Source organism: Sphingomonas arabinosi (assembly GCF_036663715.1).
GTDB lineage: Bacteria > Pseudomonadota > Alphaproteobacteria > Sphingomonadales > Sphingomonadaceae > Sphingomonas.
Genome location: NZ_JAXOJN010000001.1, coordinates 576,275 through 598,624, shown reverse-complemented (window position 1 = coordinate 598,624; position 22,350 = coordinate 576,275). Strand labels below are relative to the sequence as shown.

Sequence of the window (22,350 nt, the reverse complement as noted above, 5' to 3'; positions counted from 1 at the left end):
GGGGAGAGGGCTTCTTGCCTCATAAGCCTACCGCAGCTTCGCGATATTCAGCGAATCCTCCTTCGCCCGCACCTTCACCGACTCCTCGCTCCGGGTCAGCGCCTTGGCGATCGCCTTCAGCGCCATGCCCTTCTTCGCCAGCGTATGCAGCTTCTGGATCTCGTCCTGCGTCCAAGCCTGACGATGCCGCTCGAATTTCGCCTCAGCCATCAGCCGTCATCCTTGTCGATCGCCAGCACCTCGATCGCATCCGCCTTGTCCGCAAACGCGACCGTCTCCCCGACGGCAGCCCCCATTAACGCACGTGCCAAGGGTGCCGAGAACGCCAGCCGATCATCACCAGGCTCGGCCTCGTCACCACCGACGATCGAAATCACCCGCTCCGCCCCATTCATCCGAACCCGAACCCGCGAGCCGATCCCGACCTCGTCCTCTTCAGGCTCAGGCGCAATCTCGGCGGTCGTCTGCCGCGTATGCCAATACCGCAGGTCACGCAGCAGAAGCTTCCGCGCCTCCTCGTCGGTCTCCGCCGCAACCGCAGCCTCGATCTCCACGACCCGCTCGCCGATCAGCCGTAACCCCCGCGCCGTGACCAGATTCGGCCCCGGCGCGATCGGCTGTTCGAACTTCGGCTCGAGATGTTCCTCGTCACTCTCGCGACGGAAAGCGACGCTCATGACCTTACTTCAGACACGCGACGATCCCGGCGATCGCCGCCAGCGTGCCATCGACGTTCTTCACCTTCACGACGTCCAACCCAAGCTGCTCCGCCGGATAATCATTCCCGCCCGGGAAGATCGCGTCGCCGATGAACATCATCTTGTCGAGCGCGATGCCGCTCGCCTCGTTGAGCTTCTTCAAACCATACGCCTTGTCGACACCCTCACGCGTGATGTCGATCGAGGTCGCACCGCCCATGTTGATCGACAGCCCCGGCAGGCGCTTGCGCAGATCGGCCTGGATCACCTTGCGCTTGGCGAAATCCGGATCCCAGCTGTGCTTGGCATCGATCGGTGCTTCCTGGCCGAGTGCCGAGAACGTGATCTGGCTACCGCGATCCTCGATCCGCTCGCCCCAGGTCTTCTCCGGTACGAAACCGGTCGCCTCGAGCGACTCGTCGAACGCCTTCAGGATCTTCTGCTTCTCGTCCTCCTCGAACAGCTCGGCATACACCGCGCGCCATTCGCCATCGAACCGGTACAGCTTGGTCCCCGTCGTCGGCATCAGCCACAGCTTGGTGCGATCGGCACGCTCGGGCAACCGCGAAGCCACCTGCTTTTCGAACTGCGGCCAGTCGCCACCCGAGATCACCGCGACATGCGCGACGTCGAGCAGGTTCGCCAGCGCCTCGCCCATCGGCTCCTGCAGGGGCTGCTTGCTCTCGGCCAGCGTTCCATCGAGGTCGAAGGCAACCAACTCTTTCATGCGGAAACTCCAGTAAGGATAAAATTGTCGATCGCGTGCGCGACGCCGTCAGCATCGTTCGCGCTGGTAATCTGGTGGACGACGTCGCGGACATTCTGCGGCGCGTTGCCCATCGCGATGGCGAGGCCCGCGCGCTTGAGCATCGCGATGTCGTTGGCCTGATCGCCGATCGCCGCGGTCTGCGTCAAGCTGATGCCGAACGCGTCCGCCAGTTCCTCGATCCCGCTGCCCTTGTTGCCGGCAACCGGCGTGATGTCGAGATAATAGGTCTGCGACTGGACGATCGTCGCCTGCGTATCGAACTTGGCCGCGACCTTGGCATGCAAGTCGCGCAATAACTCCTCGTCATCGCTGACGAAGGTAACCTTGTCCGCCTTGGCCAGCAGATCGGAGAAGTCGGAAACGATCACCGGATCCTGTGCCGACGCCTTACGCTCGCTGCCGACATGCCCACCCTGATCGGTGCTGGCATACCATACGTCGTCAGCAAAGAACCAAGTGTCGACCGGCGCGTCACCGACGATCTCCATCGCGCCCCGCACGACGTCCACGTCGATCATGTGATGCTCGATCACGGTGCCGTCGCGCTTGAACACGATCCCGCCATTGAACGCGCCCATGGGCTCGTCGATGCCGAGCAGCTCGGCGATCGGCATCATCCCCGACCGCGGCCGCGCGCTGATGATCGTGAAGCCGAGGCCCGCCGCCTTCAGCCGTTCGACTGCATCAACCGTTGCCGGCGTTACCTTCTTCTCCTTGTCGACGAGCGTGCCGTCGACATCGGAGACGAGGAGCTTGATACCAGAACTCACTTGGGCACTCACTGCGGCATCTCGACATGACCGCCAAAGCCATAGCGCATCGCCGACAACAGCTTGTCGCCGAACGTATGGTCGACCCGGCTGCGGTAGCGTGCGTAGAGCGCGGCGGTCAGCACGTTGGCCGGCACCTTCTCCTCCATCGCCGCGTCGATCGTCCACTGGCCCTCGCCCGAGTCCGCGACGCTGCCGCTGAACGCCTCCAGCTTGCCGTCCTTCGCCAGCGCGATCGCCGACAGGTCGAGCAACCACGACGAAATCACGCTGCCGCGACGCCAGACTTCGGCGACGTCGGTCAGGTTGATGTCGAAGCGCTCGTCCTCCGCGACATGCTCGCCCGACTTGCCCTTGAGGATGTCGAAGCCCTCGGCATAGGCCTGCATCAGGCCGTATTCGATGCCGTTATGGACCATCTTGACGAAGTGCCCGGCGCCCGATGGGCCTGCGTGGATATAGCCCTTCTCGGCACGCGGATCGGCCTGACCCTCGACGCGGCCCGGCGTGCGGACGATGTCGCCCATGCCCGGTGCGAGCGTCTCGAAGATCGGATCGAGGTAATCGACCGTTTCCTTGTCGCCGCCGATCATCATGCAATAGCCGCGCTCGAGGCCCCACACGCCGCCAGACGTGCCGACGTCGACGTAATGGATGCCCTTTTCGGCCAGTTCCTTGGCGCGACGGACGTCGTCCTTGTAGAAGCTGTTGCCGCCGTCGATGATGATGTCGCCGTCGTTAGCCTTCGCTGCGATCGCCTGGACGGTACTTTCGGTCGGCTCGCCCGCAGGCACCATGACCCACCAGATCGCCGGCGTGTCGAGCTTGCCGCGCATGTCGTCAAGCGAGTCCGCGCCGATCGCGCCATCGGCGGCGAGCTTCTTCACGGCTTCGGCGTCGCGGTCATAGGCGACGACTTCATGGCCGTTCTTCATCAAACGGCGCGCGATATTGCCGCCCATCCGGCCGAGGCCGATCAGTCCGATCTTCATGGTGAAATCCTTGTCTTCTCCCTTTCCCCTCCGGGGAGAGGGAGCAGAAGCTTACGCCGTCGCGGGCTGCTTCTTCGCAATCGAGCCGAGCAGATCGTCGAACGCCTTCACGAACGACGCGACGCCCTCTTCGACCAGCTTGCCAGTCACGCCGTTGAGGTCGAGCCCCAGCCGCTCGGCTTCCGCCAACACATGCTTCGCCTGATCCACGTCCTGCGTGATCGTCTCCGCCGCAGTGCCGTGGTCGCGGAACGCGTCCATCGTCTTCGGCGGCATCGTGTTGACCGTATCCTTGCCGATCAGCGTGTCGATATACAGCGTGTCGGGATAGCTCGGATCCTTCACGCCTGTCGATGCCCACAACAGCCGCTGCGGCTGCGCACCCTTGGCAGCGAGCGCCTGCCAGCGGTCCGACTTCAGGAAGTCGAGATACCATTGATAGGCCATTTTTGCGTTGGCGATCGCGACCTTGCCGCGGATCGCCTTCAGCGCTTCCGCCTCGGCATCGCCCTTCTCGACCCGCGCATCGATCTCTTTGTCGATCGATGCATCGATCCGGCTGACGAAGAAGCTGGCGACGCTGGCGATCTTGTCGATCGGCTGCCCCTGCTTGACGCGCTCCTCGAGTCCCGCCGCATAGGCCTCGGCAACGCGGATATACGCGTCGAGCGCGAACAGCAGCGTGACGTTGACGTTGATGCCGCTCGCGATCGTCGAAGAGATCGCCGGACCGCCCGCAAGCGTCCCCGGGATCTTGATCATCAGGTTCGGCCGGTCGACCGCAGCCCACAGCTTCTTCGCCTCGGCGATCGTCGCATCGGTATCGTCCGAGATATACGGCGACACCTCCAGGCTGACATAGCCGTCCTTCGCGCCGAGCTTGTCGTACACCGGCTTCAGCGTCTCCGCCGCAGCCTTGATGTCCTGGATCGCGAGATGCTCGTAACGGTCGATCGTCGCCGCGCCGGCATGCTGCTTGTCGTATTCGGCGAGCGTCGAGTCATACGCATCGCCGTGACCCATCGCCTTTTCGAAGATCGACGGGTTCGACGTGACGCCGGTCAGGCCGTCCTCGTCGACCAGTTTCTGGAGACCACCGGCCTCCAGGAACTTCCGATCGACGAAATCGAGCCATACCGCCTGGCCGAAGCCTTCGAGATTGTTGAGCGCACCCATCACTTGGTCTCCATCACTTGGCGGGCGACCTTGACGACATTGTCGACGGTGAACCCGAACTTGTCCTGCAACTTGGCGAGCGGTGCCGAAGCCCCGAACGTCGACATCGTCACGGTCGCCCCGTCGAGCCCGACATAGCGGTCCCAACCGATCGACCCGGCCATCTCGATCGCAACGCGTGCCCGCACTTCGCGCGGCAACACGCTTTCCTTGTACGCGGCGTCCTGCAATTCGTAACGATACCAGCTCGGCATCGACACGACCCGGCTCTTCACGCCGTCCGCGAGCAACTTCTCGTGCGCGTCGACCGCGAGCGACACTTCGCTGCCGCTCGCGATCAGGATCACATCGGGCGTGCCGTCACTGTCCGCGAGGATATAGCCACCCTTCTCGAGCCCGTCCGCGCTAGCGTACTTGGTCCGGTCGAGCGTTGGCAGCGCCTGGCGCGACATGATCAGCGCAGCGGGCGTGCTGGCATCCTTCAGGACCGCCTTCCACGCCGCGACGACTTCGTTCGCGTCGCTCGGACGGATAGTGTCGAGGCCGGGGATCGCGCGCAGCGTGGCGAGATGCTCGATCGGCTGGTGCGTCGGGCCATCCTCGCCGACCCCGATCGAGTCGTGCGTGAACACCCAGATCGCGCCGACTTCCATGATCGCCGACAGGCGCACCGGCGCGCGCATGTAATCGACGAACACCAGGAACGTGGAGCCGTAGGAGCGCAGGTGCGACAGCGCCATGCCGTTGACGATCGCGCCCATGCCATGTTCGCGAATGCCGAAGTGGAAGTTCCGGCCGGCGTAGTTGTCGCCTTCGAACGATGGCTGGCCCTTGATGTCGGTCTTGGTCGACGGCGCGAGATCAGCCGAGCCGCCGATCAGCCACGGCACCTTAGCCGCGATCGCGTTGAGCACCTTGCCACCCGAGTCACGGCTGGCGACGCCCTTGGGATCCGCCTCGAAGGTCGGGATGTCGGCATCCCAGCCCTCAGGCAGCTCGTCCTTGAGTAGCAGATCGAGTTCGGCCGACAACTCTGGATAGGCATCACGATACTTGTCGGTCAGCGCGACCCACTCGTCGCGCAGCTTCGCGCCACGCTCGGCGATCGCGCCGTTGAAATGCTCGATCACGCCGTCGGGCACGTAGAACGACTTGTCCTCGGGCCAACCGTAAGCCTGCTTGGTAAGGCGGATATTCTCGTCGCCGAGCGGCTCGCCGTGCGCCTTCTCGCTGCCCGCCTTGGGGCTGCCGTAACCGATCACCGAATGCACGACGATGAAGGTCGGCTTGTCGTTGGTCGCCTTGAACGTCTCGATCGCACGGGTCAGCGCGGCGGTGTCGTTCGCGTCGTCGACATGGATGACGTTCCAGCCATACGCATCGAAGCGCAGGCCAACATCCTCGTCGAACGCCAGATCGGTCGCGCCCTCGATCGAGATATGGTTGCTGTCGTAGATCCAGCACAGGTTCGAAAGCTTCAGATGCCCGGCAAGGCTCGCCGCCTCGGCCGAGACACCCTCCATCATGTCGCCGTCGCCACAGATCGTGTAGACGTCATGGTCGAACAGCGTGAAGCCGTCCTTGTTGTAGCGCGCCGCAAGCCAACGCTCGGCGATCGCCATGCCGACCGAGTTGCCGCAACCCTGGCCGAGTGGGCCCGTCGTCGTCTCGACGCCGGTGGTATGACGATATTCGGGATGGCCCGGGGTCTTGGACGAAAGCTGGCGGAACTGCTTGATGTCCTCGAGGCTGACCGCTTCCTTGCCGCTCTTCTCGCCGTCCGCGCCGATCTCCTCGATCTTGGCGAGGTGGATCAGCGCATAGAGCAGCATCGACGCATGGCCGACCGACAGCACGAAACGGTCGCGATTGGGCCAGTCGGCGTGCTTGGGATCGTAGCGCAGGAACTTCGACCAGAGCGTGTAGCCGACCGGCGCCAGCGCCATCGGCGTGCCGGGATGGCCCGAATTCGCCTTCTGCACCGCGTCCATCGACAGCGTGCGAATGGTATCGATCGCCAGACGCTCGGGCGAGCCGTCCTCGTGCAGCATGGGGTCCGCCTTGGGGGCGGCGGTTGCGATATCGGTCATGGAAAAGCCTCGCTCTAGACGGTGACCGAACGCCGCGCATCCGATCTGGTTGCCAACATAGGACGCCTTTAGTCGGATGCACCCACCCGTTCCAGTCGCGTAACAACGCCATTCGTTGCAATATATGCTGCGTCGACCTCGTCGAGGAACAGCCCGTGGCCGAGAATACCAGGGATCGCGGACAGCGCGGCGGCGGTTGCACGCGGGTCTTCTAGCGTGGCGAAGTAGCAGTCGACGACGAGATTGCCCTGATCCGTCCGGTAGTTGTCGCGGATGACCGGCGCCGCACCCATGTCGGTAAGGACGCGCATCACATAGGCCAACGCGAACGGCAGCACCTCGACCGGCAGCTTGGCCGCGCCGATCCGATCGACCTGCTTCGACCCATCCGCGATCACGATCATCCGTGCCGAGGACGCGGCGACGATCTTCTCCCGCAACATCGCCCCGCCCGCGCCCTTGATCGCGAAGCACCGCAAGTCGATCTCGTCCGCACCGTCGATCGTCAGGTCGACTGCGGCGATGTCGGCGAAGTCGAGGACATCGATCCCGACTTCGCGCGCGAGTTTGCCGCTGGCGTCAGACGTCACCACTGCCCGGATCGCCAAGCCCTCCGCGGCTCGCTCACCGAGCGCCCGGATCGCAAACGCAGCGGTCGAACCGGTGCCAAGGCCGACCAGCATCCCGGCCCGAACCTCTTGCACGGCAGCGACTGCCGCCGCCTTCTTGTCGTCATCGATCATCGCAGCCGCCCCAAAAAGCCCGTCCGTCATCCTGACGAATCACCCGTTACCCTGACGAACCATCCGTCATCGACGCACCATCCGTCATCCTGACGAAAGTCAGGACCCAGAGCCACAAACAATCCCCTCGCAACTCTGGATCCTGACTTTCGTCAGGATGACGGCGTGCGCGAAAGTCCGTCCGAGCCCCGCCACCGCCACACCGCCACCATCAACATGCCACCGCCAGCACTGCCACCACCCCGGCGAAGGCCGGGGCCCAATTGGGGGACGGCGCCAACGGAGCGCAGTTCCTCATTACAACGACCTTCCCAATTGGGCCCCGGCCTCCGCCGGGGTGGTGCAGGAGCTACAGGGTGGTGCCGTGGCTGCATCGTAGTGCCGTGGCTGAATGGTGGTGCGGCGGCTGCATGGTGGTGCGTTTGGAGGCGGAGCATCCCTCCCTAGTTCTCCCGCGAAGGCGGGAGCCCAGTCTCGCCCCCCCCCCCCCCGCACAAACAAACCAGGTTACTCTTTCTACCCTATTTATCACCTCCGCTTTTCAACTGACACACTTCTGGTACATCCTCGTGGTTTAGCCTGACCAACAGCTGCCCCCACCGATCGCGAGCGGATACCAAACTTGATAGCCACACGATTCTCTGCACGGCGGTGCGCCGTCCTGCTGGTGCCCGCACTGGCGCTCGCGGCCTGTTCCGGCGGCGGCGACGATAAGGCACAAGGCAAGGCCGGTCGCGGCGGCCAGCCCGGCCAGGGCACGCCCACCGTCGGCTATGTCGTCGTCCAGCCGACCAGCGTCGCGATGACCACCGAGCTCAGCGGCCGCACCACCGCATTCGAAAGCTCGGACGTGCGGCCGCAGGTCACCGGCATCATCCGCCGCCGCTTCTTCACCGAGGGCACGCTCGTCAAGAAGGGCCAGCCGCTCTACGAGATCGACCCCCGCCTCTATCGCGCCGCTGCCAACGAAGCGCAGGCCAACCTCCAGAGCGCGCGCGCCAACCAGCAGGCGCAGACCATCCTCGCCGAGCGCTACAAGCCGCTCGCCGACATGGAGGCGATCAGCAAACAGGATTATACCAACGCGGTCGCCACCTCGCGCCAGGCCACGGCCTCGGTCGCGCAGACCCGCGCCGCGCTGGAGACCGCGCAGATCAATCTCAAGTTCACGACCGTCCCTGCGCCGATCACCGGTCGCATCGGGCGGTCGCTGTTCACCGTCGGCGCGCTCGTCTCCGCCACGCAAACCGATCCGCTCGCGCAGATCCAGCGACTCGATCCGATGTTCGTCGATATCCAGCAATCGTCCGGCGACCTGCTCGCGCTACGCCGGTCGCTCGGCCAGAACGGCATCGTCCCGACCGAGGCCCAGGTTCGCCTGACGCTGGAAGATGGCAGCGAATACGGCGCGACCGGCACGGTCCAGTTCGCCGAGGCGCTCGTCAACACCCAGACCGGCACCGTGACGCTGCGCGCGCGCTTCCCCAATCCGCAGGGGCTTCTGCTCCCCGGCATGTTCGTCCAGGCCAAGTTCGCGCAGGCGATCAACCAGCGCGCGTTCCTCGTGCCGCAGGCGGGCGTCTCGCGTGATGCCAAGGGCAACGCGACGGTCTATGTCGTCGATGCGAACAACAAGGCGGTACAGAAGAATATCAAGGCGGACCGCACGCAGGGCGCGTTCTGGGTGGTCACCAGCGGGCTCAACCCCGGCGACCGGATCATCACGCAGGGGCTGTCGAAGATCGCCCCGAACCAGGGCGTGAAGCCGGTGCCGGAAAACACCGAGCAAAAGATCGAAGCGCCCAAGGGTGATTCCTCAGGTGGCCAGTCCAGCCAGAAAAAGGCCGGCTAAGCCCTTATGTTATCCCGTGTCTTCATCGATCGCCCGATCTTCGCCTGGGTGCTCGCGATCATCGTGATGCTCGGCGGCATCGGTGCGATCATGGCGCTGCCGATCGCGCAATATCCCGACGTCGCGCCGCCGCAGGTCTCGATCCGCGCCAGCTTCCCCGGCGCCAACGCACAGACGATCCAGAACAGCGTCACGCAGGTCGTCGAGCAATCGCTGACTGGGATCGACGGGCTGATCTATTTCAGCTCGTCCTCGTCGTCGCGCGGCTCGGTGTCGATCACCGTGACGTTCGAAAAGGGCACCGATCCCGACATCGCGCAGGTCCAGGTCCAGAACCAGGTCCAGCAGACGATCTCCCGCCTGCCGCAACAGGTCCAGCAACAGGGCCTCGTCGTCCGCAAGTCGAACCCGGACAACCTCCTGATCGTCGGCGTCTATGACGAGACCGACAAGCTGACCAACCAGGACGTGTCCGACTATCTCGTCTCGAACCTGCAGGATCCGCTCGGCCGCATTCCCGGCATCGGCGACAGCAACGTCTTCGGCGCGCAGTACGCGATGCGGATCTGGCTCAACCCGAACAAGCTCGCCAGCTTCCAGCTGATCCCGAGCGACGTGACGACCGCGATCCAGGCGCAGAACACCGAGGTCGCCGCCGGCGAACTCGGCGGCCAGCCGCAGCCAGACACGCAGATGCTCAATGCGACCGTCACCGCACAGTCGCGTCTCCAGACGCCCGAGCAGTTCGCCAACATCATCCTGAAGACCACCAACGACGGCGCCACCGTCAAGCTGCGTGACGTCGCCCGGATCGAACTGGGCGCCGAGAACTACAACGCACGCAGCCGCATCAACGCGCATCCCGGTGCCGGCATCGCGGTGCTGCTCGCGCCCGGCGCCGACGCGCTCAAGACCGCAGAGCTCGTCAAGGCCTATGTCGCCGACGCGGCGAAGAGCTTCCCGCCCGGCCTGAAATACGCCTATGCCAACGACACGACGAACTTCATCAAACTGTCGATCGACGAGGTCGTCGAGACGCTGATCGAGGCGGTCATCCTCGTCGTCATCGTGATGTTCGTGTTCCTGCAAAGCTGGCGCGCGACGCTGATCCCGACGATCGCGGTGCCGGTCGTGCTGCTCGGCACCTTCGGCGTGTTCTATCTCGCCGGCTTCTCGATCAATACGCTCACGCTGTTCGGGCTCGTGCTCGCGATCGGCCTCCTGGTCGATGACGCGATCGTCGTGGTCGAGAACGTCGAGCGCCTGATGGAAGAGAATCCCGAGATGACGCCTCGGGAGGCAACGATCGAGTCGATGAACGAGATCACCGTCGCACTGGTCGCGATCGCGCTCGTGCTGTCGGCGGTATTCCTGCCGATGGCGTTCTTCGGCGGCTCGACCGGCGTGATCTACCGCCAGTTCTCGCTGACGATGGTGTCGGCGATGGTGCTGTCGGTGCTGGTCGCGCTGATCCTCAGTCCCGCGCTCACCGCGACCCTGCTCAAGCAGAAGAAGAAGGACGCGGAGGGCAACACCGAGAAGAGCTGGGGCGAACGCAAATTCCCGAAGGTCGCGCATTTTTTCACGCGCGCCGGCGACAAGTTCAATTCGGCGTTCGAGAAGGGCACGCAGAAATACACCCGTGGCGTGCAGTCGGTAATCGACCGCAAATGGCTGTTCCTGCTGATTTACGCAGGGACCGTGGCCTTGCTGGCCGTGCTGTTCCTGCGCCTTCCGACGGGCTTCCTGCCGACCGAGGACCAGGGCACCGGCATCGTTCAGTTCCAGCTTCCAGCCGGCGCCACGCAAGGCCGCACCTTCGCGCTGCAAAAGCGGATCGAGCAATATTACCTGACCAACGAGAAGGCGAACGTCGGGACGATGTTCACCGTCAGCGGCGGCGGCGGCGGCGGCGCGAGCGGCCAGAACACCGGCCAGGGCTTCATCTCGTTCGCGCCCTGGGACGAGCGCAAGGGCAAGGAAAACACCGCCGACGCGATCACCGGTCGCGCTTCGCAGGCGTTTGCCGGCTTCCGCGACGCGCAGGTCTATTCGCTCGTTCCGCCCGCGATCCGCGGCCTCGGTTCGTCGAACGGTTTCACGATGCAGCTTCAGAACAGCGGCAGCCTTTCGCAGGTCCAATTCAATGCCGCGCGCGACAAGTTGCTCGCGCTCGCCCGCGCCGATTCGTCGCTCACCGCGATCCGCCTCACCGAGTTGCCTGACGTCGCGACCCTGCGCGTCGATGCGGATCAGCAGAAGCTGTCCGCGCTGGGGCTGACGCAGGCCAACGTGAACTCGACGCTGTCGACCGCCTGGGGTGGCCAGTACGTCAACGACTTCATCGACCGCGGTCGCGTCAAGCGCGTCTATGTCCAGGGCGATGCACAGTTCCGTGCGCAGCCGTCGGACCTCAGCCAGTGGTTCGTGCGCGGCTCGAACGGCCAGATGGCGCCGTTCTCGTCGTTCGCGAAGACCAGCTGGGGCCAGGCGCCGACGACGCTGTCGCGCTTCAACGGCATCGCCTCTTACGAAATCCAGGGTTCGGGCGCGCCCGGCGTCAGTTCGGGCGACGCGATGACGAAGATCGCCGAACTCGCCGGCCAGATTCCCGGCACGTCGGTCGCTTGGTCGGGTCTGTCCTATCAGGAGCGGCTGTCCTCGGGTCAGGCGCCGATCCTCTACGGCCTGTCGCTGCTCGTCGTTTTCCTGTGCCTTGCCGCGCTCTACGAAAGCTGGACGATCCCGATCGCGGTGCTGCTCGTCATTCCGCTCGGCCTGGTCGGTGCGATCCTCGCGGTGACGCTGCGTGGCCTGATCAACGACGTCTATCTCCAGATCGGCCTGCTCACGACGATGGGTCTGGCCGCCAAGAATGCGATCCTGATGATCGAGTTCGCCGAGCAGGAGGAAAAGAAGGGCAAGCGCGTCATCGAGGCGGCGATGTCCGCGGCGAAGATTCGACTTCGCCCGATCCTGATGACCTCGTTCGCGTTCATCCTCGGCGTGTTGCCGTTGGCGCTGTCGACCGGTGCGGGTGCCAACAGCCGCATCGCGATCGGCACCGCGGTGGTCGGCGGCATGCTGACCGCGACGATCCTCGCAATTTTCTACATCCCCTTGTTCTTCGTCCTCGTCCGCCGCGGCGCACGCGACGGCATCGCCAAGCTGCGCGGTCGCCCGACCGGCTTCCAGGGCCATGACGACGACCACGGACCTGATGGTGATCGCAACGAACATCTGGGTCCGCCCGAACCACAGGGCCCTCGCCGGCCGGAGCCCGCATGATGCGCTCGCTAGTCCTGATCCTCGCCGCGTCGACCGCGCTCGCCGGTTGCTCGCTCGCGCCCAAATACGCGCGGACCGAACTCCCGGTGCCGCCGGCCCTTCCGGTCGGCGATTCGTACCTCCGCCAGTCCGAGGCGACTTTGCCCGCGATCACCTACCGCGACGTGTTCCGCGATCCACGGCTCCAGCAGATCATCGTCCAGGCGCTGGCGAACAACCGCGATCTCCGTGTCGCCGCCGCCAACATCGCCGCGACCCGCGCGCAATACCGCATCCAGCGCGCCGACCTGTTGCCGCAGGTCGATGCCAGCGGCCGCTACAGCTATTCGGGCGGCGGCAACGGCACCCGCAACACGGTTACGAGCGGCGGAACGGGCGGCAATACGGGCACCGGTAACACCGGAACCGGCACCGGTACCGGCACGGGCGGCGTCGGTACGGGCACCGGCGTCGGCACCGGTACGGGCACTGGCTCAGTAGTCAGTTCGTCCAGCTCGAACAGCGCCTTCTCGGTCGATCTCGGTACCACCGCGTTCGAGCTCGACCTGTTCGGCCGCATCCGTTCGCTCACCAGCGCCGCGCTCGATCGCTATTTCGCGACCGAAGCCGCCGCGCGCGCGACCCGCCTGACGCTCGTCGGCGACATCGCCGATGCGTGGCTCACCTACGCGTCGGACCAGAGCCTGCTCAAGATCGCGCAGGACACCGTCGCCAGTTCGCAGCGCAGCGTCACCCTGACCAACGCACGCCTCCGCGGCGGCGTGGCTCCGCGCACCGATCTTCGGCAGGCGCAGCAGATCCTGTTCACCGCGCAGTCCGACCTCGCACAACAGCGCACCGCACTCGCGCAGGACGTCAACGCGCTGCAATTGCTCGTTGGCGCGCCGGTCGACGCCAGCCTGTTGCCAGCATCGATCGAGCAGGCATTCCCGACCGTCGCCACGCTACCGGCCGGACTCGACAGCAGCATCCTCCTGCGGCGTCCGGACGTAGTCGAATCGGAATACCAGCTCCGCGCCACCAACGCCGAGATCGGCGCGGCGCGTGCGGAACTGTTCCCGCGCATCTCGCTGACCGGTATCCTCGGGTTCGCCAGCACGTCGCTGACCTCGCTGTTCAGCGGCGGCGCGTTCAACTATTCGGTCGCGCCGTCGGTCAGCTACCCGATCTTCCGTGCGGGGGCCGGGATCGCCGGGGTCGCCTATTCGCAGGCGCAACGCGATGCCGCGCTCGCGACCTACGAGCGCACGATCCAGACCGCGTTCCAGGAAACCGCCGACGCGCTGGCCCGCCAGGGCACGATCGCCGAGCAGCTCAGGGCGAACCAGAACTTCTCGGAGGCGGCGCTGGACACCTACCGCCTGTCGGACGCGCGCTACCGCGGCGGGATCGACACCTTCCTCACCTCGCTCGATGCGCAGCGCTCGCTCTATACCGCGCAGCGCAATCTCGTCGCGACGCAGCTCGTCGGGGCCAGCAATCGCGTGGCCCTGTACCGGGTGCTGGGCGGCGATTCGACGCTCGAGGCTACGGCAGGCGGTCCGCGCCCAGTGACGATGAGCGGCGCACCAAGAGCGGAAACGGACTGAAGCGTCGCCCACCTCCGCTCCTGGTTCCCCCGCGCAGGCGGGGGCCCAGGACCAAGCAGCGCCACCGTCCGAAACTCCCGGCCTCCCGCCTTCGCAGGAAAACGGAAGTTCCCACCACCCCGGCGAAGGCCGGGGCCCAATTGGAAAGGTCGCCGTAACGAAGCACGGCGTTCGCTAATCCACGTTTCCCAATTGGGCCCCGGCCTCCGCCGGGGTGGTGGCTGAACGAGTGCCGCCCCCCCGCTCACCGCCAGCGTCCACAAAGACCCAGAAGCCCCCCGCTCCCGGGAACCAACCGCCACCCCCACCGTCTTTCCCGCATGGTACACCGCCCCCCGATCAAAGCCCTCGCCTTCGACGTGTTCGGCACCGTGGTCGACTGGCGCTCGGGGATCGCACGCGACGCGGCCCCGATCCTCGCCCGCCTCGGCCGCACCGATATCGACCCGCACGCGTTCGCCGACGGCTGGCGCAAACGCTATCAGCCTGCGCTGGAGGAGGTGCGCAGCGGACGGCGTCCGTTCGTGATCCTCGACACGCTCCACCGCGAGGCGCTCGAAGACCTGCTCCGCCATCACGACATCGACCCCGCAGCGCTCGACGAGGCGACGCTCACCGATCTTACGCACGCCTGGCACCGGCTCGACCCCTGGCCCGATTCCATCGAAGGTCTCACCCGCCTCAAGACCCGCTACCCGATCGTCACCTTGAGCAACGGCAACATCGCGCCGATGCTGGAGATGGCCCGCCGCGCCGGCCTCCCCTGGGACGCGATCCTCGGAGCCGAAGTCAGCCGCGTCTACAAGCCGCTCCCCGAAGCGTACCTCGCCACCGCGCGGATGCTGGCGATCGAACCGTCCGAGCTGTGCCTCGTCGCCGCGCACCATAGCGACCTTGCCGCCGCACGCGCTGCCGGCCTCCAGACCGCCTATGTCGATCGCCCGCTAGAATATGGTGGCCGCCCCGCGCCCGACGCGGATGCCGCTCAGGACTGGGAGTTCGGCGTCGACAGCCTGACGCGATTGGCCGACGAACTGTGCCGATGACCCGCCGACCTGCCGCGCGCACCGATGGTAACGCGCGGCCCCACCCCGTATCCACCGACCCCCTATTCGCCGACCCCGTATCGACCGCCCCCGTGTCCACCGACCCCGTATCGACCGACTGCGGACGTGTAATTCGACCCGGCGTGCGACCCGGCAGGAACTTGAGATGACGACACAGACGGCCGAGGCCGATTTCCTGACCGGCGGCGGCGAGATGGCCGCGATGATCCGCGCGCATGACTGGTCGGCCTCGCCGCTGGGGCCGATCGAGCACTGGCCGCAATCGCTTCGCTCGATCGTATCGCTGATGCTCGCGTCGGAATTCGCGATGTTCGCCGCCTGGGGGCCGGAGTTGGGCTTCCTTTACAACGATCACTATGCGCGCCTGCTGCACGACAAGCATCCGCATGCGCTGGGCCGACGGTTCAGCGACATCTGGGGCGACGTGTGGGCGGACATCAGCCCGCTGGTCGACAAGGCGCTCGCGGGGGAAGCCTCGTTCTTCGAGAACCTGCCTCTCGTCACCAATCGCAAGGGCTATGACGAGCAGGCGTGGTTCACCTTCTCCTACTCGCCGGTGCGGGACGAGAGCGGCGCGGTCGCAGGCATGTTCTGCTCGACCTACGAAAGCACCGAACGGGTCGTGGCGGAGCGCGCATTGCGCGACGAACGCGAGCGGATGGGCCAGATGTTCGCGCAGGCGCCGACCTTCATGGCGATGTTGCGCGGGCCCGAGCACCGGTTCGAACTGGCCAACCCCGGCTACAGCAAGCTCGTCGGCCACCGCGAGGTACTTGGCCGCACCGTCGCCGAGGCGTTGCCCGACGCGGTCGAACAAGGGTTTCTCGAATTGCTCGACCATGTCTACGCAACCGGAGAGCCGTTTACCGCGTCCGGCATGCTCTACGCGGTACAGGCCGCGCCGGGCGGTTCGGTCGATGATCGCTATCTAGATTTCGTCTACCAGCCGATCCGCGACGCGACCGGCGCGGTCGTCGGCATCTTCGTCGAGGGCGCGGACGTCACCGATCGCAAGATGCTCGAACGCGACCTGCAATCGCTCAACGCCGACCTCGAACAGCGCGTTCGCGATCGGACTCAGGAACTGGTCGAGGCGCAGGAGGCGCTCCGCCAGGCGCAGAAGATGGAGGCGGTCGGCCAGCTCACCGGCGGCATCGCGCACGATTTCAACAATTTGTTGCAAGGCATCACCGGCAGCCTGGAGATCGTCCAGCGCCGCGTCGCGCAGGGCCGCGTGGGCGAACTCGACCGCTTTATTTCAGGCGCTACGGCCGCCGCCAATCGCGCCGCGGCACTCACCCACCGGCTGCTCGCCTTCTCGCGCCGCCAGCCGCTCGATCCGCGCCCGGTGAAGGTCAATCCGCTGGTCGCATCGCTGGAGGACCTGATCCGTCGCACGACCGGCGAGCAGATCGAACTCGAGATGGTGCTCGGGACGGGGCTCTGGACGACGCTGTGCGATCCTAACCAGCTCGAGAATTCGCTGCTGAACCTCGCCATCAACGCACGCGACGCGATGCCGCACGGCGGCACGCTGACGATCGAGACCCGCAACGCACAACTCGACGACCATTTCGCCGCCAGCCAGCGCGATGTCCGGCCCGGCCATTACGTCTGCGTCTGCGTGTCCGACACCGGCACGGGCATGTCCGCCGATACCATCGCCAAGGCGTTCGAGCCGTTCTTCACGACCAAGCCGCTCGGCCAGGGTACCGGGCTCGGCCTGTCGATGGTCTACGGCTTCGCGCGCCAGTCCGAAGGCTATGCGAGGATCTATAGCGAGGTCGGCCAAGGCACGACGATCAAGCTGTATCTGCCGCGCCACTACGGCGTGGCGGAACGGGACGAGGCGCTTCCAGGCTTGACCCAGGAGCACGTCACCGACGCGGGCGAGATCGTGCTGGTGGTCGAGGACGACGTGGTGGTCCGGTCGCTGATCGTCGAGGTGCTGGGCGAACTCGGCTATCAGGCGGTCGAGGCGCATGACGGTCCCGCCGGGCTCGACAAGCTGCAGACGATGGACCGTATCGACCTGCTCGTCACCGACATCGGCCTCCCCGGATTGAACGGGCGTCAAGTTGCGGATGCGGGGCGAGCACTCCGCCCCGACCTCCGCGTGCTGTTCATGACGGGCTACGCGGAAAACGCCGCGCTGGCATCGGGCTTCCTCGAACCGGGAATGTCGATGATCACCAAACCGTTCGCGATGGAAGCGCTCGCAACGCAGATCCGGACGATGATCGGGGGCTGAGGCAGAACACCCCCACCCAATCACCACCACCCCGGCGAAGGCCGGGGCCCAGTTGGAGAGGTCACAGTAATAACACGCCGCGCTCGGTTAGCAACGTCCCCCAACTGGGCCCCGGCCTCCGCCGGGGTAATGCTCGGATGGTAAGTAGGAGATGGAGCCGCCCCATCCCGTTCCCCCGCGAAGGCGGGGGCCCAGGAATCAAGCAGGACGACGTTCGTGACTCCTGGGCCCCCGCCTCAGCGGGGGAGCTAGAAGCGACGGCACCTAACGAAAAATCGACCCCCCCTCGTACCCCCCCCACAAAGCAACATTTGCCACTTCCCGCCCTTAAATAATTTTTCGTTCCCCCTTCGCCCCCTTGCGCTTCGCGAACCCCGCAGAACTCCACGCGTCGCGAATATCCCGCTCGTCCAACCCGCACGTGAACGCGACGAACCGAGCCCCGAACCACCCCCACACCCCCTTGCGTCTCTTCGCGCTTTGGCACAATCTCTTGGGGTTGCGTTCGGGGGCGGACCCAATCGCTGGTAGAACAACCCTCGCATAGCCATATGCGATATGACCGTAAGCGCGCCTTCCACCGCCGCGATGGTCACTTTTTGTTCTCCCGTTAGGGGCCGTCCGATGGTAGCATGGCGACATGACGCCGATTCGAACGAATACAGAACACTAGGAGCGGTTTCGATGGATTTCAGAGACAGCAGCCGGGATAGCGACATGACCACAGACACGATCGAACAAACCACTGCCACGCCTGAAGCCGAGGCCCCCAAGGCGCCGCGCCAGGCGCAGGACAGCCACTCCGTGCGCGCACAGATCTACCCGGTCGAGGTCGATCACAGCCGCGACGCGCTCCTCACCGAATTCGGCAAGGACACGCTCAAGGATCGCTACCTCCTGCCCGGCGAGAGCTATCAGGACCTGTTCGTCCGCGTCGCCTCGGCCTATGCCGACGACGCCGGCCACGCCCAGCGCCTCTACGATGCGATCTCGAAGCTCTGGTTCATGCCAGCCACCCCCGTTCTCTCGAACGGCGGCACAGGTCGCGGCCTGCCGATCTCGTGCTACCTCAACTCGGTTCCCGACAGCCTCGGCGGCATCGTCGACACCTGGAACGAGAATGTCTGGCTCGCCTCGCGCGGCGGCGGCATCGGCACCTATTGGGGCAACGTCCGCGGCATCGGCGAGCCGGTCGGCCTCAACGGCAAGACCAGCGGCATCATCCCGTTCGTTCGCGTCATGGATTCGCTGACGCTAGCGATCAGCCAGGGCTCGCTGCGCCGCGGTTCGGCCGCCGTGTATCTTGACGTCTCGCATCCCGAGATCGAGGAATTCCTCGAAATCCGCAAACCCTCGGGCGATTTCAACCGCAAGGCACTGAACCTCCACCACGGCGTGCTGATCACCGACGACTTCATGGAAGCCGTGCGCAACGGCGACGAATGGCATCTCCGCTCGCCGAAGGATCAGGCGATCCGCGCCACCGTCGACGCGCGCTCGCTGTTCCAGAAGCTCGTCGAGACCCGCCTCCAGACCGGCGAGCCGTACATCGTCTTCGCCGATCACGTGAACAAGGCGATGCCGAAGCATCACCGCGAACTCGGCCTCAAGGTCTCGACCTCGAACCTGTGCTCCGAGATCACGCTGCCGACCGGCAAGGATCACCTCGGCAACGAGCGTACCGCGGTCTGCTGCCTGTCGTCGCTGAACCTCGAGACGTGGGATCAGTGGAAGGACGAGAAGGGCCTGATCGAGGACGTCATGCGCTTCCTCGACAACGTCCTGCAGGACTATATCGACCGCCACGAGCCCGGCATGGAACGCGCCGCCTACTCCGCCGGCCGCGAGCGGTCGGTCGGGCTCGGCGTGATGGGCTTCCACAGCTTCCTCCAGGCACGCGGCATCCCGTTCGAGGGCGCGATGGCGAAGTCGTGGAACCTGCGGATGTTCAAGCACATCAGCAGCCAGGCTAACGAAGCCTCGATGCAGCTCGCGATCGAGCGCGGCCCCTGCCCCGATGCCGCCGATGTCGGCGCGATGGAGCGTTTCAGCTGCAAGATGGCGATCGCACCGACCGCGTCGATCTCGATCATCTGCGGCGGCACGTCGGCGTGCATCGAGCCAATCCCGGCGAACATCTACACGCACAAGACGCTCTCGGGCAGCTTCTCGATCAAGAACCCGTACCTCGAAAAGATGCTGAGCGAGAAGTCGAAGAACTCGGACGCGGTCTGGAACTCGATCCTCGAGCAGGGCGGCTCGGTCCAGCATCTCGACTTCCTCTCGGTCGAGGAAAAGGACTGCTACAAGACGAGCTTCGAGATCGACCAGCGCTGGCTGCTCGAACTGGCGGCGGATCGCACCCCCTACATCGACCAGGCGCAGTCGCTGAACCTGTTCATCCCGGCCGACGTCGAAAAGTGGGACCTGCTCATGCTCCACTTCCGCGCGTGGGAGCTCGGCATCAAGTCGCTCTACTACCTCCGCTCGAAGTCGGTCCAGCGCGCCGGGTTCGCCGGCGGGGTCGAGGCCGACAACACCATCGACCTGCGCCAGATCGACGTCGAGTCGAAGGATTACGATGAGTGCCTTGCCTGCCAGTAAGGCGCCTCGGCTGCCACAGGTGCCCCCGGCCCGTGAAACACGGACCGGGGCGCGCCTGACGCAACGAACCCCGGCCCGTGCGAAGCGGACCGGGGTCCAGGCAGTCTCGGCGGCGCGTACGACACGCGCCGCTGGAGGATCAGGCTTCTTCTTCGAACGTCACCGCCACGTCGGCGTTGGCGGAAAGCCGGACCTTGCCGTCCTCGATATCCGCGACCAGCCCGAGCGAGATGAAGTGATGATGCCCTTCATGGCGGCCCTTGCCCTCGACGACCTGCGGGCCCGAGTCCTTCTTGGTCAGCTTGATGCGGTTGCCTTCGACCTTGTCGACGGTGCCGACATGGACGCCGTCCGCGCCGATGACTTCGGCATGTTCCTGGATCTGGGTTGCATCGACCATGGTCGTTCTCCTGTGGTGGGTTCCCCGATACGGGGCTCGGCATCTCAACGCACGTCATGCGAGTTCGCCGCATGACATATGGTTCAGCTATCATGTTCGTGGTCGCGGGCGTGCTCGGAATCGTCGGCACCGCGATGCTGCTCCGTCTGCGCAGCCCGAGCGTCACCGAGCAACAGACCTACGCGTTCCGCATGATCGGCATCATGCTCACCTCGGGCGCGATCGTCCTCGCCATGTCCGCCGCCGCGATGTGGCAATGGAGCACCGAGACATGAAACCCGCGACCTGATTCCCCCAGTTTCCCGATATAAAACCCATTCCCGAAAGGCTTACCCCATGTCCCTCCTTCACGCCTCCAAGCAGTACAAGCCGTTCGAATACCCCTGGGCGTTCGAGTTCTGGAAGCGCCAGCAGCAGCTCCATTGGCTCCCCGAGGAAGTGCCCTTGGGCGAGGATTGCCGCGATTGGGCGCAGAAGCTCAGCGACCACGAGCGCAACCTGCTCACGCAGATCTTCCGCTTCTTCACGCAGGCCGACGTCGAGGTGCAGGATTGCTACCACGAGAAGTACGGCCGCGTGTTCAAGCCGACCGAGATCAAGATGATGCTGACCTCGTTCAGCAACATGGAGACGGTCCACATCGCCGCCTACAGCCATCTGCTCGACACCATCGGCATGCCCGAAAGCGAATATGGCGCCTTCCTCGAATATGCCGAGATGAAGGAAAAGCATGATTACATGCAGAAGTTCACCGTCGACAACGACGAGGACATCGCCCGCACGCTCGCCATGTTCGGCGGCTTTACCGAGGGCGTCCAGCTGTTCGCGTCGTTCGCGATGCTGATGAACTTCCCGCGCTTCAACAAGATGAAGGGCATGGGCCAGATCGTCACCTGGTCGATCCGCGACGAGAGCCTCCACTGCGAGGGCATCATCAAGATGTTCCACACCTTCTGTCAGGAGCGCCAGTGCCTGACCAAGGCGGTCAAGGACGACATCGCCGACGTCTGCCAGACGACGATCCGCCTCGAGGACAATTTCATCGATCTCGCCTTCGAGATGGGCCCGGTCAACGGCATGACCCCCAAGGAGATCAAAAAGTACATCCGCTTCATCGCCGACTGGCGCATGACCCAGCTCGGGCTGAAGCCGATCTACATGATCGACGAGCACCCGCTGCCCTGGCTCGCCCCGATGCTCAACGGCGTCGAGCACGCCAACTTCTTCGAACAGCGCGCGACCGAGTATTCGAAGGCCGCGACCAAGGGCCAGTGGAACGACGTCTGGGACTCGTTCGACAAGCGCCAGACCGCGAAGAAGGGGCCTGCGGCTAATGTGGACCTGAGCGAGGTTCGTGATATGTTCAGTGATGTGGGGGTTGCAGCAGAATAATAGACGTGTAGCTTGCGGACCGTGGAAGCAAATGACAATTTAGCGACACGGTCTGCACTGCGCGACTGGTACAGGGCATCGCTACCCAATAGTGGCTGCCCAGAATTACACTCAGACGAGAGCCTTAAACGCCTAGCTGACGCGAGAAACTTGAGCTCTAAGAGCGCAAATCGCCTGATGATTATTTCGCTCTGTTTTTCTATTTTGTACATGCTGCGATCTGAGGGTATCGGTCAGACCTTATCAGTGGCAGGATATCCTTTAAAGGATATACCTTACGGCTTATATATATTTTGTATCTGCTCACTTTCTTTATCGATTGTATCTATGATTCGCTCATGCGACTCGCGGAATTTTGACCGCCGACTGAAATTTGCATGTGATACAAAAGACATCGAAAAATCGGAGCTTATATACTTAAGCTTTCCAAATGACGAAGCATGGGCTGAACCATTTGGCCAAGGCATTGTATCGGTTAAATCAAACATAATAATTGCAGTTATTAAATATACTACACTTGCTCTATTTAGCATACTCACACTAGCAATTTTTTTCCTTCCTACATTGATTGGCATATCTCACATTTGGACAGAGCGTTACACGTTGGGCTCGGAATTTGTAGAAATACGGAGATACTCAACTCTTTTATTGGCAATTTTATCAGCTCTG

Annotated in this window: 17 protein-coding genes; 8 read left to right on the top strand and 9 right to left on the bottom strand. The window is 64.3% G+C overall.

The annotated features are described in order from the left end of the window. Positions 1 to 27: 27 nt before the first annotated feature. The 8 genes from U1708_RS02720 to rpiA form a co-directional block, all read right to left on the bottom strand. Positions 28 to 210 carry a hypothetical protein gene (locus U1708_RS02720; protein WP_055881387.1) on the bottom strand — a complete coding sequence of 61 codons (183 nt, stop codon included), beginning with the start codon at positions 208 to 210 and terminating at the stop codon, positions 28 to 30. Further along, on the bottom strand, positions 210 to 677 hold the full coding sequence (locus tag U1708_RS02715; RefSeq protein ID WP_332742444.1) for a GreA/GreB family elongation factor: 468 nt from the start codon (positions 675 to 677) through the stop codon (positions 210 to 212). Before U1708_RS02715 ends, U1708_RS02720 begins: the two co-directional genes overlap by 1 nt. A 4-nt stretch (positions 678 to 681) precedes the next feature. Continuing rightward, positions 682 to 1,425 carry an HAD-IIB family hydrolase gene (locus U1708_RS02710; RefSeq protein ID WP_332742442.1) on the bottom strand — a complete coding sequence of 248 codons (744 nt, stop codon included), beginning with the start codon at positions 1,423 to 1,425 and terminating at the stop codon, positions 682 to 684. Next, the gene (locus tag U1708_RS02705; protein WP_332742440.1) at positions 1,422 to 2,237 is read right to left on the bottom strand and encodes a Cof-type HAD-IIB family hydrolase; all 816 of its coding nucleotides are present in this window, start codon (positions 2,235 to 2,237) and stop codon (positions 1,422 to 1,424) included. The genes U1708_RS02710 and U1708_RS02705 overlap by 4 nt, the downstream gene beginning before the upstream one ends. An 8-nt stretch (positions 2,238 to 2,245) precedes the next feature. Then, a complete protein-coding gene (gene gnd / locus U1708_RS02700) occupies positions 2,246 to 3,229 on the bottom strand; it encodes a phosphogluconate dehydrogenase (NAD(+)-dependent, decarboxylating) (RefSeq protein WP_332742438.1) in 984 nt (327 codons plus the stop codon). 51 nt (positions 3,230 to 3,280) lie between these two features. Further along, positions 3,281 to 4,405, bottom strand: coding sequence for a transaldolase (tal, locus tag U1708_RS02695; protein ID WP_332742435.1), 1,125 nt, complete (start codon positions 4,403 to 4,405; stop codon positions 3,281 to 3,283). Beyond that, positions 4,405 to 6,495: a transketolase gene (gene tkt / locus U1708_RS02690; protein WP_332742434.1), complete on the bottom strand. Its 2,091-nt coding sequence runs from the start codon at positions 6,493 to 6,495 to the stop codon at positions 4,405 to 4,407. The genes tal and tkt overlap by 1 nt, the downstream gene beginning before the upstream one ends. Positions 6,496 to 6,563: 68 nt before the next feature. Further along, positions 6,564 to 7,238: a ribose-5-phosphate isomerase RpiA gene (gene rpiA, locus U1708_RS02685; RefSeq protein WP_332742431.1), complete on the bottom strand. Its 675-nt coding sequence runs from the start codon at positions 7,236 to 7,238 to the stop codon at positions 6,564 to 6,566. 625 nt (positions 7,239 to 7,863) lie between these two features. Here rpiA and U1708_RS02680 point away from each other — a divergent pair. From U1708_RS02680 to U1708_RS02655, 6 genes are all read left to right on the top strand, one after another. Continuing rightward, positions 7,864 to 9,090, top strand: coding sequence for an efflux RND transporter periplasmic adaptor subunit (locus U1708_RS02680; RefSeq protein WP_332742614.1), 1,227 nt, complete (start codon positions 7,864 to 7,866; stop codon positions 9,088 to 9,090). A 6-nt stretch (positions 9,091 to 9,096) separates the two neighbouring features. Beyond that, the gene (locus U1708_RS02675; protein ID WP_332742429.1) at positions 9,097 to 12,378 is read left to right on the top strand and encodes a multidrug efflux RND transporter permease subunit; all 3,282 of its coding nucleotides are present in this window, start codon (positions 9,097 to 9,099) and stop codon (positions 12,376 to 12,378) included. Next, the gene (locus U1708_RS02670; protein WP_332742427.1) at positions 12,375 to 13,967 is read left to right on the top strand and encodes an efflux transporter outer membrane subunit; all 1,593 of its coding nucleotides are present in this window, start codon (positions 12,375 to 12,377) and stop codon (positions 13,965 to 13,967) included. The genes U1708_RS02675 and U1708_RS02670 overlap by 4 nt, the downstream gene beginning before the upstream one ends. Positions 13,968 to 14,287: 320 nt before the next feature. After that, positions 14,288 to 15,013, top strand: coding sequence for a haloacid dehalogenase type II (locus U1708_RS02665; RefSeq protein WP_332742425.1), 726 nt, complete (start codon positions 14,288 to 14,290; stop codon positions 15,011 to 15,013). A gap of 166 nt (positions 15,014 to 15,179) precedes the next feature. Continuing rightward, entirely contained in the window at positions 15,180 to 17,285 is a 2,106-nt protein-coding gene (locus U1708_RS02660; RefSeq protein WP_332742423.1) for a hybrid sensor histidine kinase/response regulator, read from the top strand. 717 nt (positions 17,286 to 18,002) lie between these two features. Further along, positions 18,003 to 19,889, top strand: coding sequence for a ribonucleoside-diphosphate reductase subunit alpha (locus U1708_RS02655; RefSeq protein WP_373458502.1), 1,887 nt, complete (start codon positions 18,003 to 18,005; stop codon positions 19,887 to 19,889). 139 nt (positions 19,890 to 20,028) lie between these two features. On the opposite strand, the gene U1708_RS02650 is transcribed toward U1708_RS02655, so the two are convergent. Then, positions 20,029 to 20,289 carry a DUF2171 domain-containing protein gene (locus tag U1708_RS02650; RefSeq protein WP_307086944.1) on the bottom strand — a complete coding sequence of 87 codons (261 nt, stop codon included), beginning with the start codon at positions 20,287 to 20,289 and terminating at the stop codon, positions 20,029 to 20,031. 71 nt (positions 20,290 to 20,360) lie between these two features. On the opposite strand from U1708_RS02650, the gene U1708_RS02645 reads away from it, so the two are divergent. Both U1708_RS02645 and U1708_RS02640 read left to right on the top strand, forming a co-directional pair. Further along, on the top strand, positions 20,361 to 20,564 hold the full coding sequence (locus U1708_RS02645; protein WP_187502157.1) for a hypothetical protein: 204 nt from the start codon (positions 20,361 to 20,363) through the stop codon (positions 20,562 to 20,564). A gap of 61 nt (positions 20,565 to 20,625) precedes the next feature. Then, on the top strand, positions 20,626 to 21,681 hold the full coding sequence (locus U1708_RS02640; RefSeq protein WP_332742417.1) for a ribonucleotide-diphosphate reductase subunit beta: 1,056 nt from the start codon (positions 20,626 to 20,628) through the stop codon (positions 21,679 to 21,681). Positions 21,682 to 22,350: the final 669 nt, after the last annotated feature.

What these genes read in the sequence shown, in the direction of transcription:
- tkt (WP_332742434.1), bottom strand. Translation starts at nt 6,495, where the DNA reads ATGACCGATATCGCAACCGCCGCCCCCAAGGCGGACCCCATGCTGCAC.
- U1708_RS02715 (WP_332742444.1), bottom strand. Translation starts at nt 677, where the DNA reads ATGAGCGTCGCTTTCCGTCGCGAGAGTGACGAGGAACATCTCGAGCCG.
- U1708_RS02675 (WP_332742429.1), top strand. Translation starts at nt 9,097, where the DNA reads ATGTTATCCCGTGTCTTCATCGATCGCCCGATCTTCGCCTGGGTGCTC.
- rpiA (WP_332742431.1), bottom strand. Translation starts at nt 7,238, where the DNA reads ATGATCGATGACGACAAGAAGGCGGCGGCAGTCGCTGCCGTGCAAGAG.
- gnd (WP_332742438.1), bottom strand. Translation starts at nt 3,229, where the DNA reads ATGAAGATCGGACTGATCGGCCTCGGCCGGATGGGCGGCAATATCGCG.
- U1708_RS02660 (WP_332742423.1), top strand. Translation starts at nt 15,180, where the DNA reads ATGACGACACAGACGGCCGAGGCCGATTTCCTGACCGGCGGCGGCGAG.
- U1708_RS02665 (WP_332742425.1), top strand. Translation starts at nt 14,288, where the DNA reads ATGGTACACCGCCCCCCGATCAAAGCCCTCGCCTTCGACGTGTTCGGC.
- U1708_RS02650 (WP_307086944.1), bottom strand. Translation starts at nt 20,289, where the DNA reads ATGGTCGATGCAACCCAGATCCAGGAACATGCCGAAGTCATCGGCGCG.
- U1708_RS02720 (WP_055881387.1), bottom strand. Translation starts at nt 210, where the DNA reads ATGGCTGAGGCGAAATTCGAGCGGCATCGTCAGGCTTGGACGCAGGAC.
- tal (WP_332742435.1), bottom strand. Translation starts at nt 4,405, where the DNA reads ATGGGTGCGCTCAACAATCTCGAAGGCTTCGGCCAGGCGGTATGGCTC.
- U1708_RS02645 (WP_187502157.1), top strand. Translation starts at nt 20,361, where the DNA reads ATGACATATGGTTCAGCTATCATGTTCGTGGTCGCGGGCGTGCTCGGA.
- U1708_RS02640 (WP_332742417.1), top strand. Translation starts at nt 20,626, where the DNA reads ATGTCCCTCCTTCACGCCTCCAAGCAGTACAAGCCGTTCGAATACCCC.
- U1708_RS02670 (WP_332742427.1), top strand. Translation starts at nt 12,375, where the DNA reads ATGATGCGCTCGCTAGTCCTGATCCTCGCCGCGTCGACCGCGCTCGCC.
- U1708_RS02655 (WP_373458502.1), top strand. Translation starts at nt 18,003, where the DNA reads ATGACCACAGACACGATCGAACAAACCACTGCCACGCCTGAAGCCGAG.
- U1708_RS02710 (WP_332742442.1), bottom strand. Translation starts at nt 1,425, where the DNA reads ATGAAAGAGTTGGTTGCCTTCGACCTCGATGGAACGCTGGCCGAGAGC.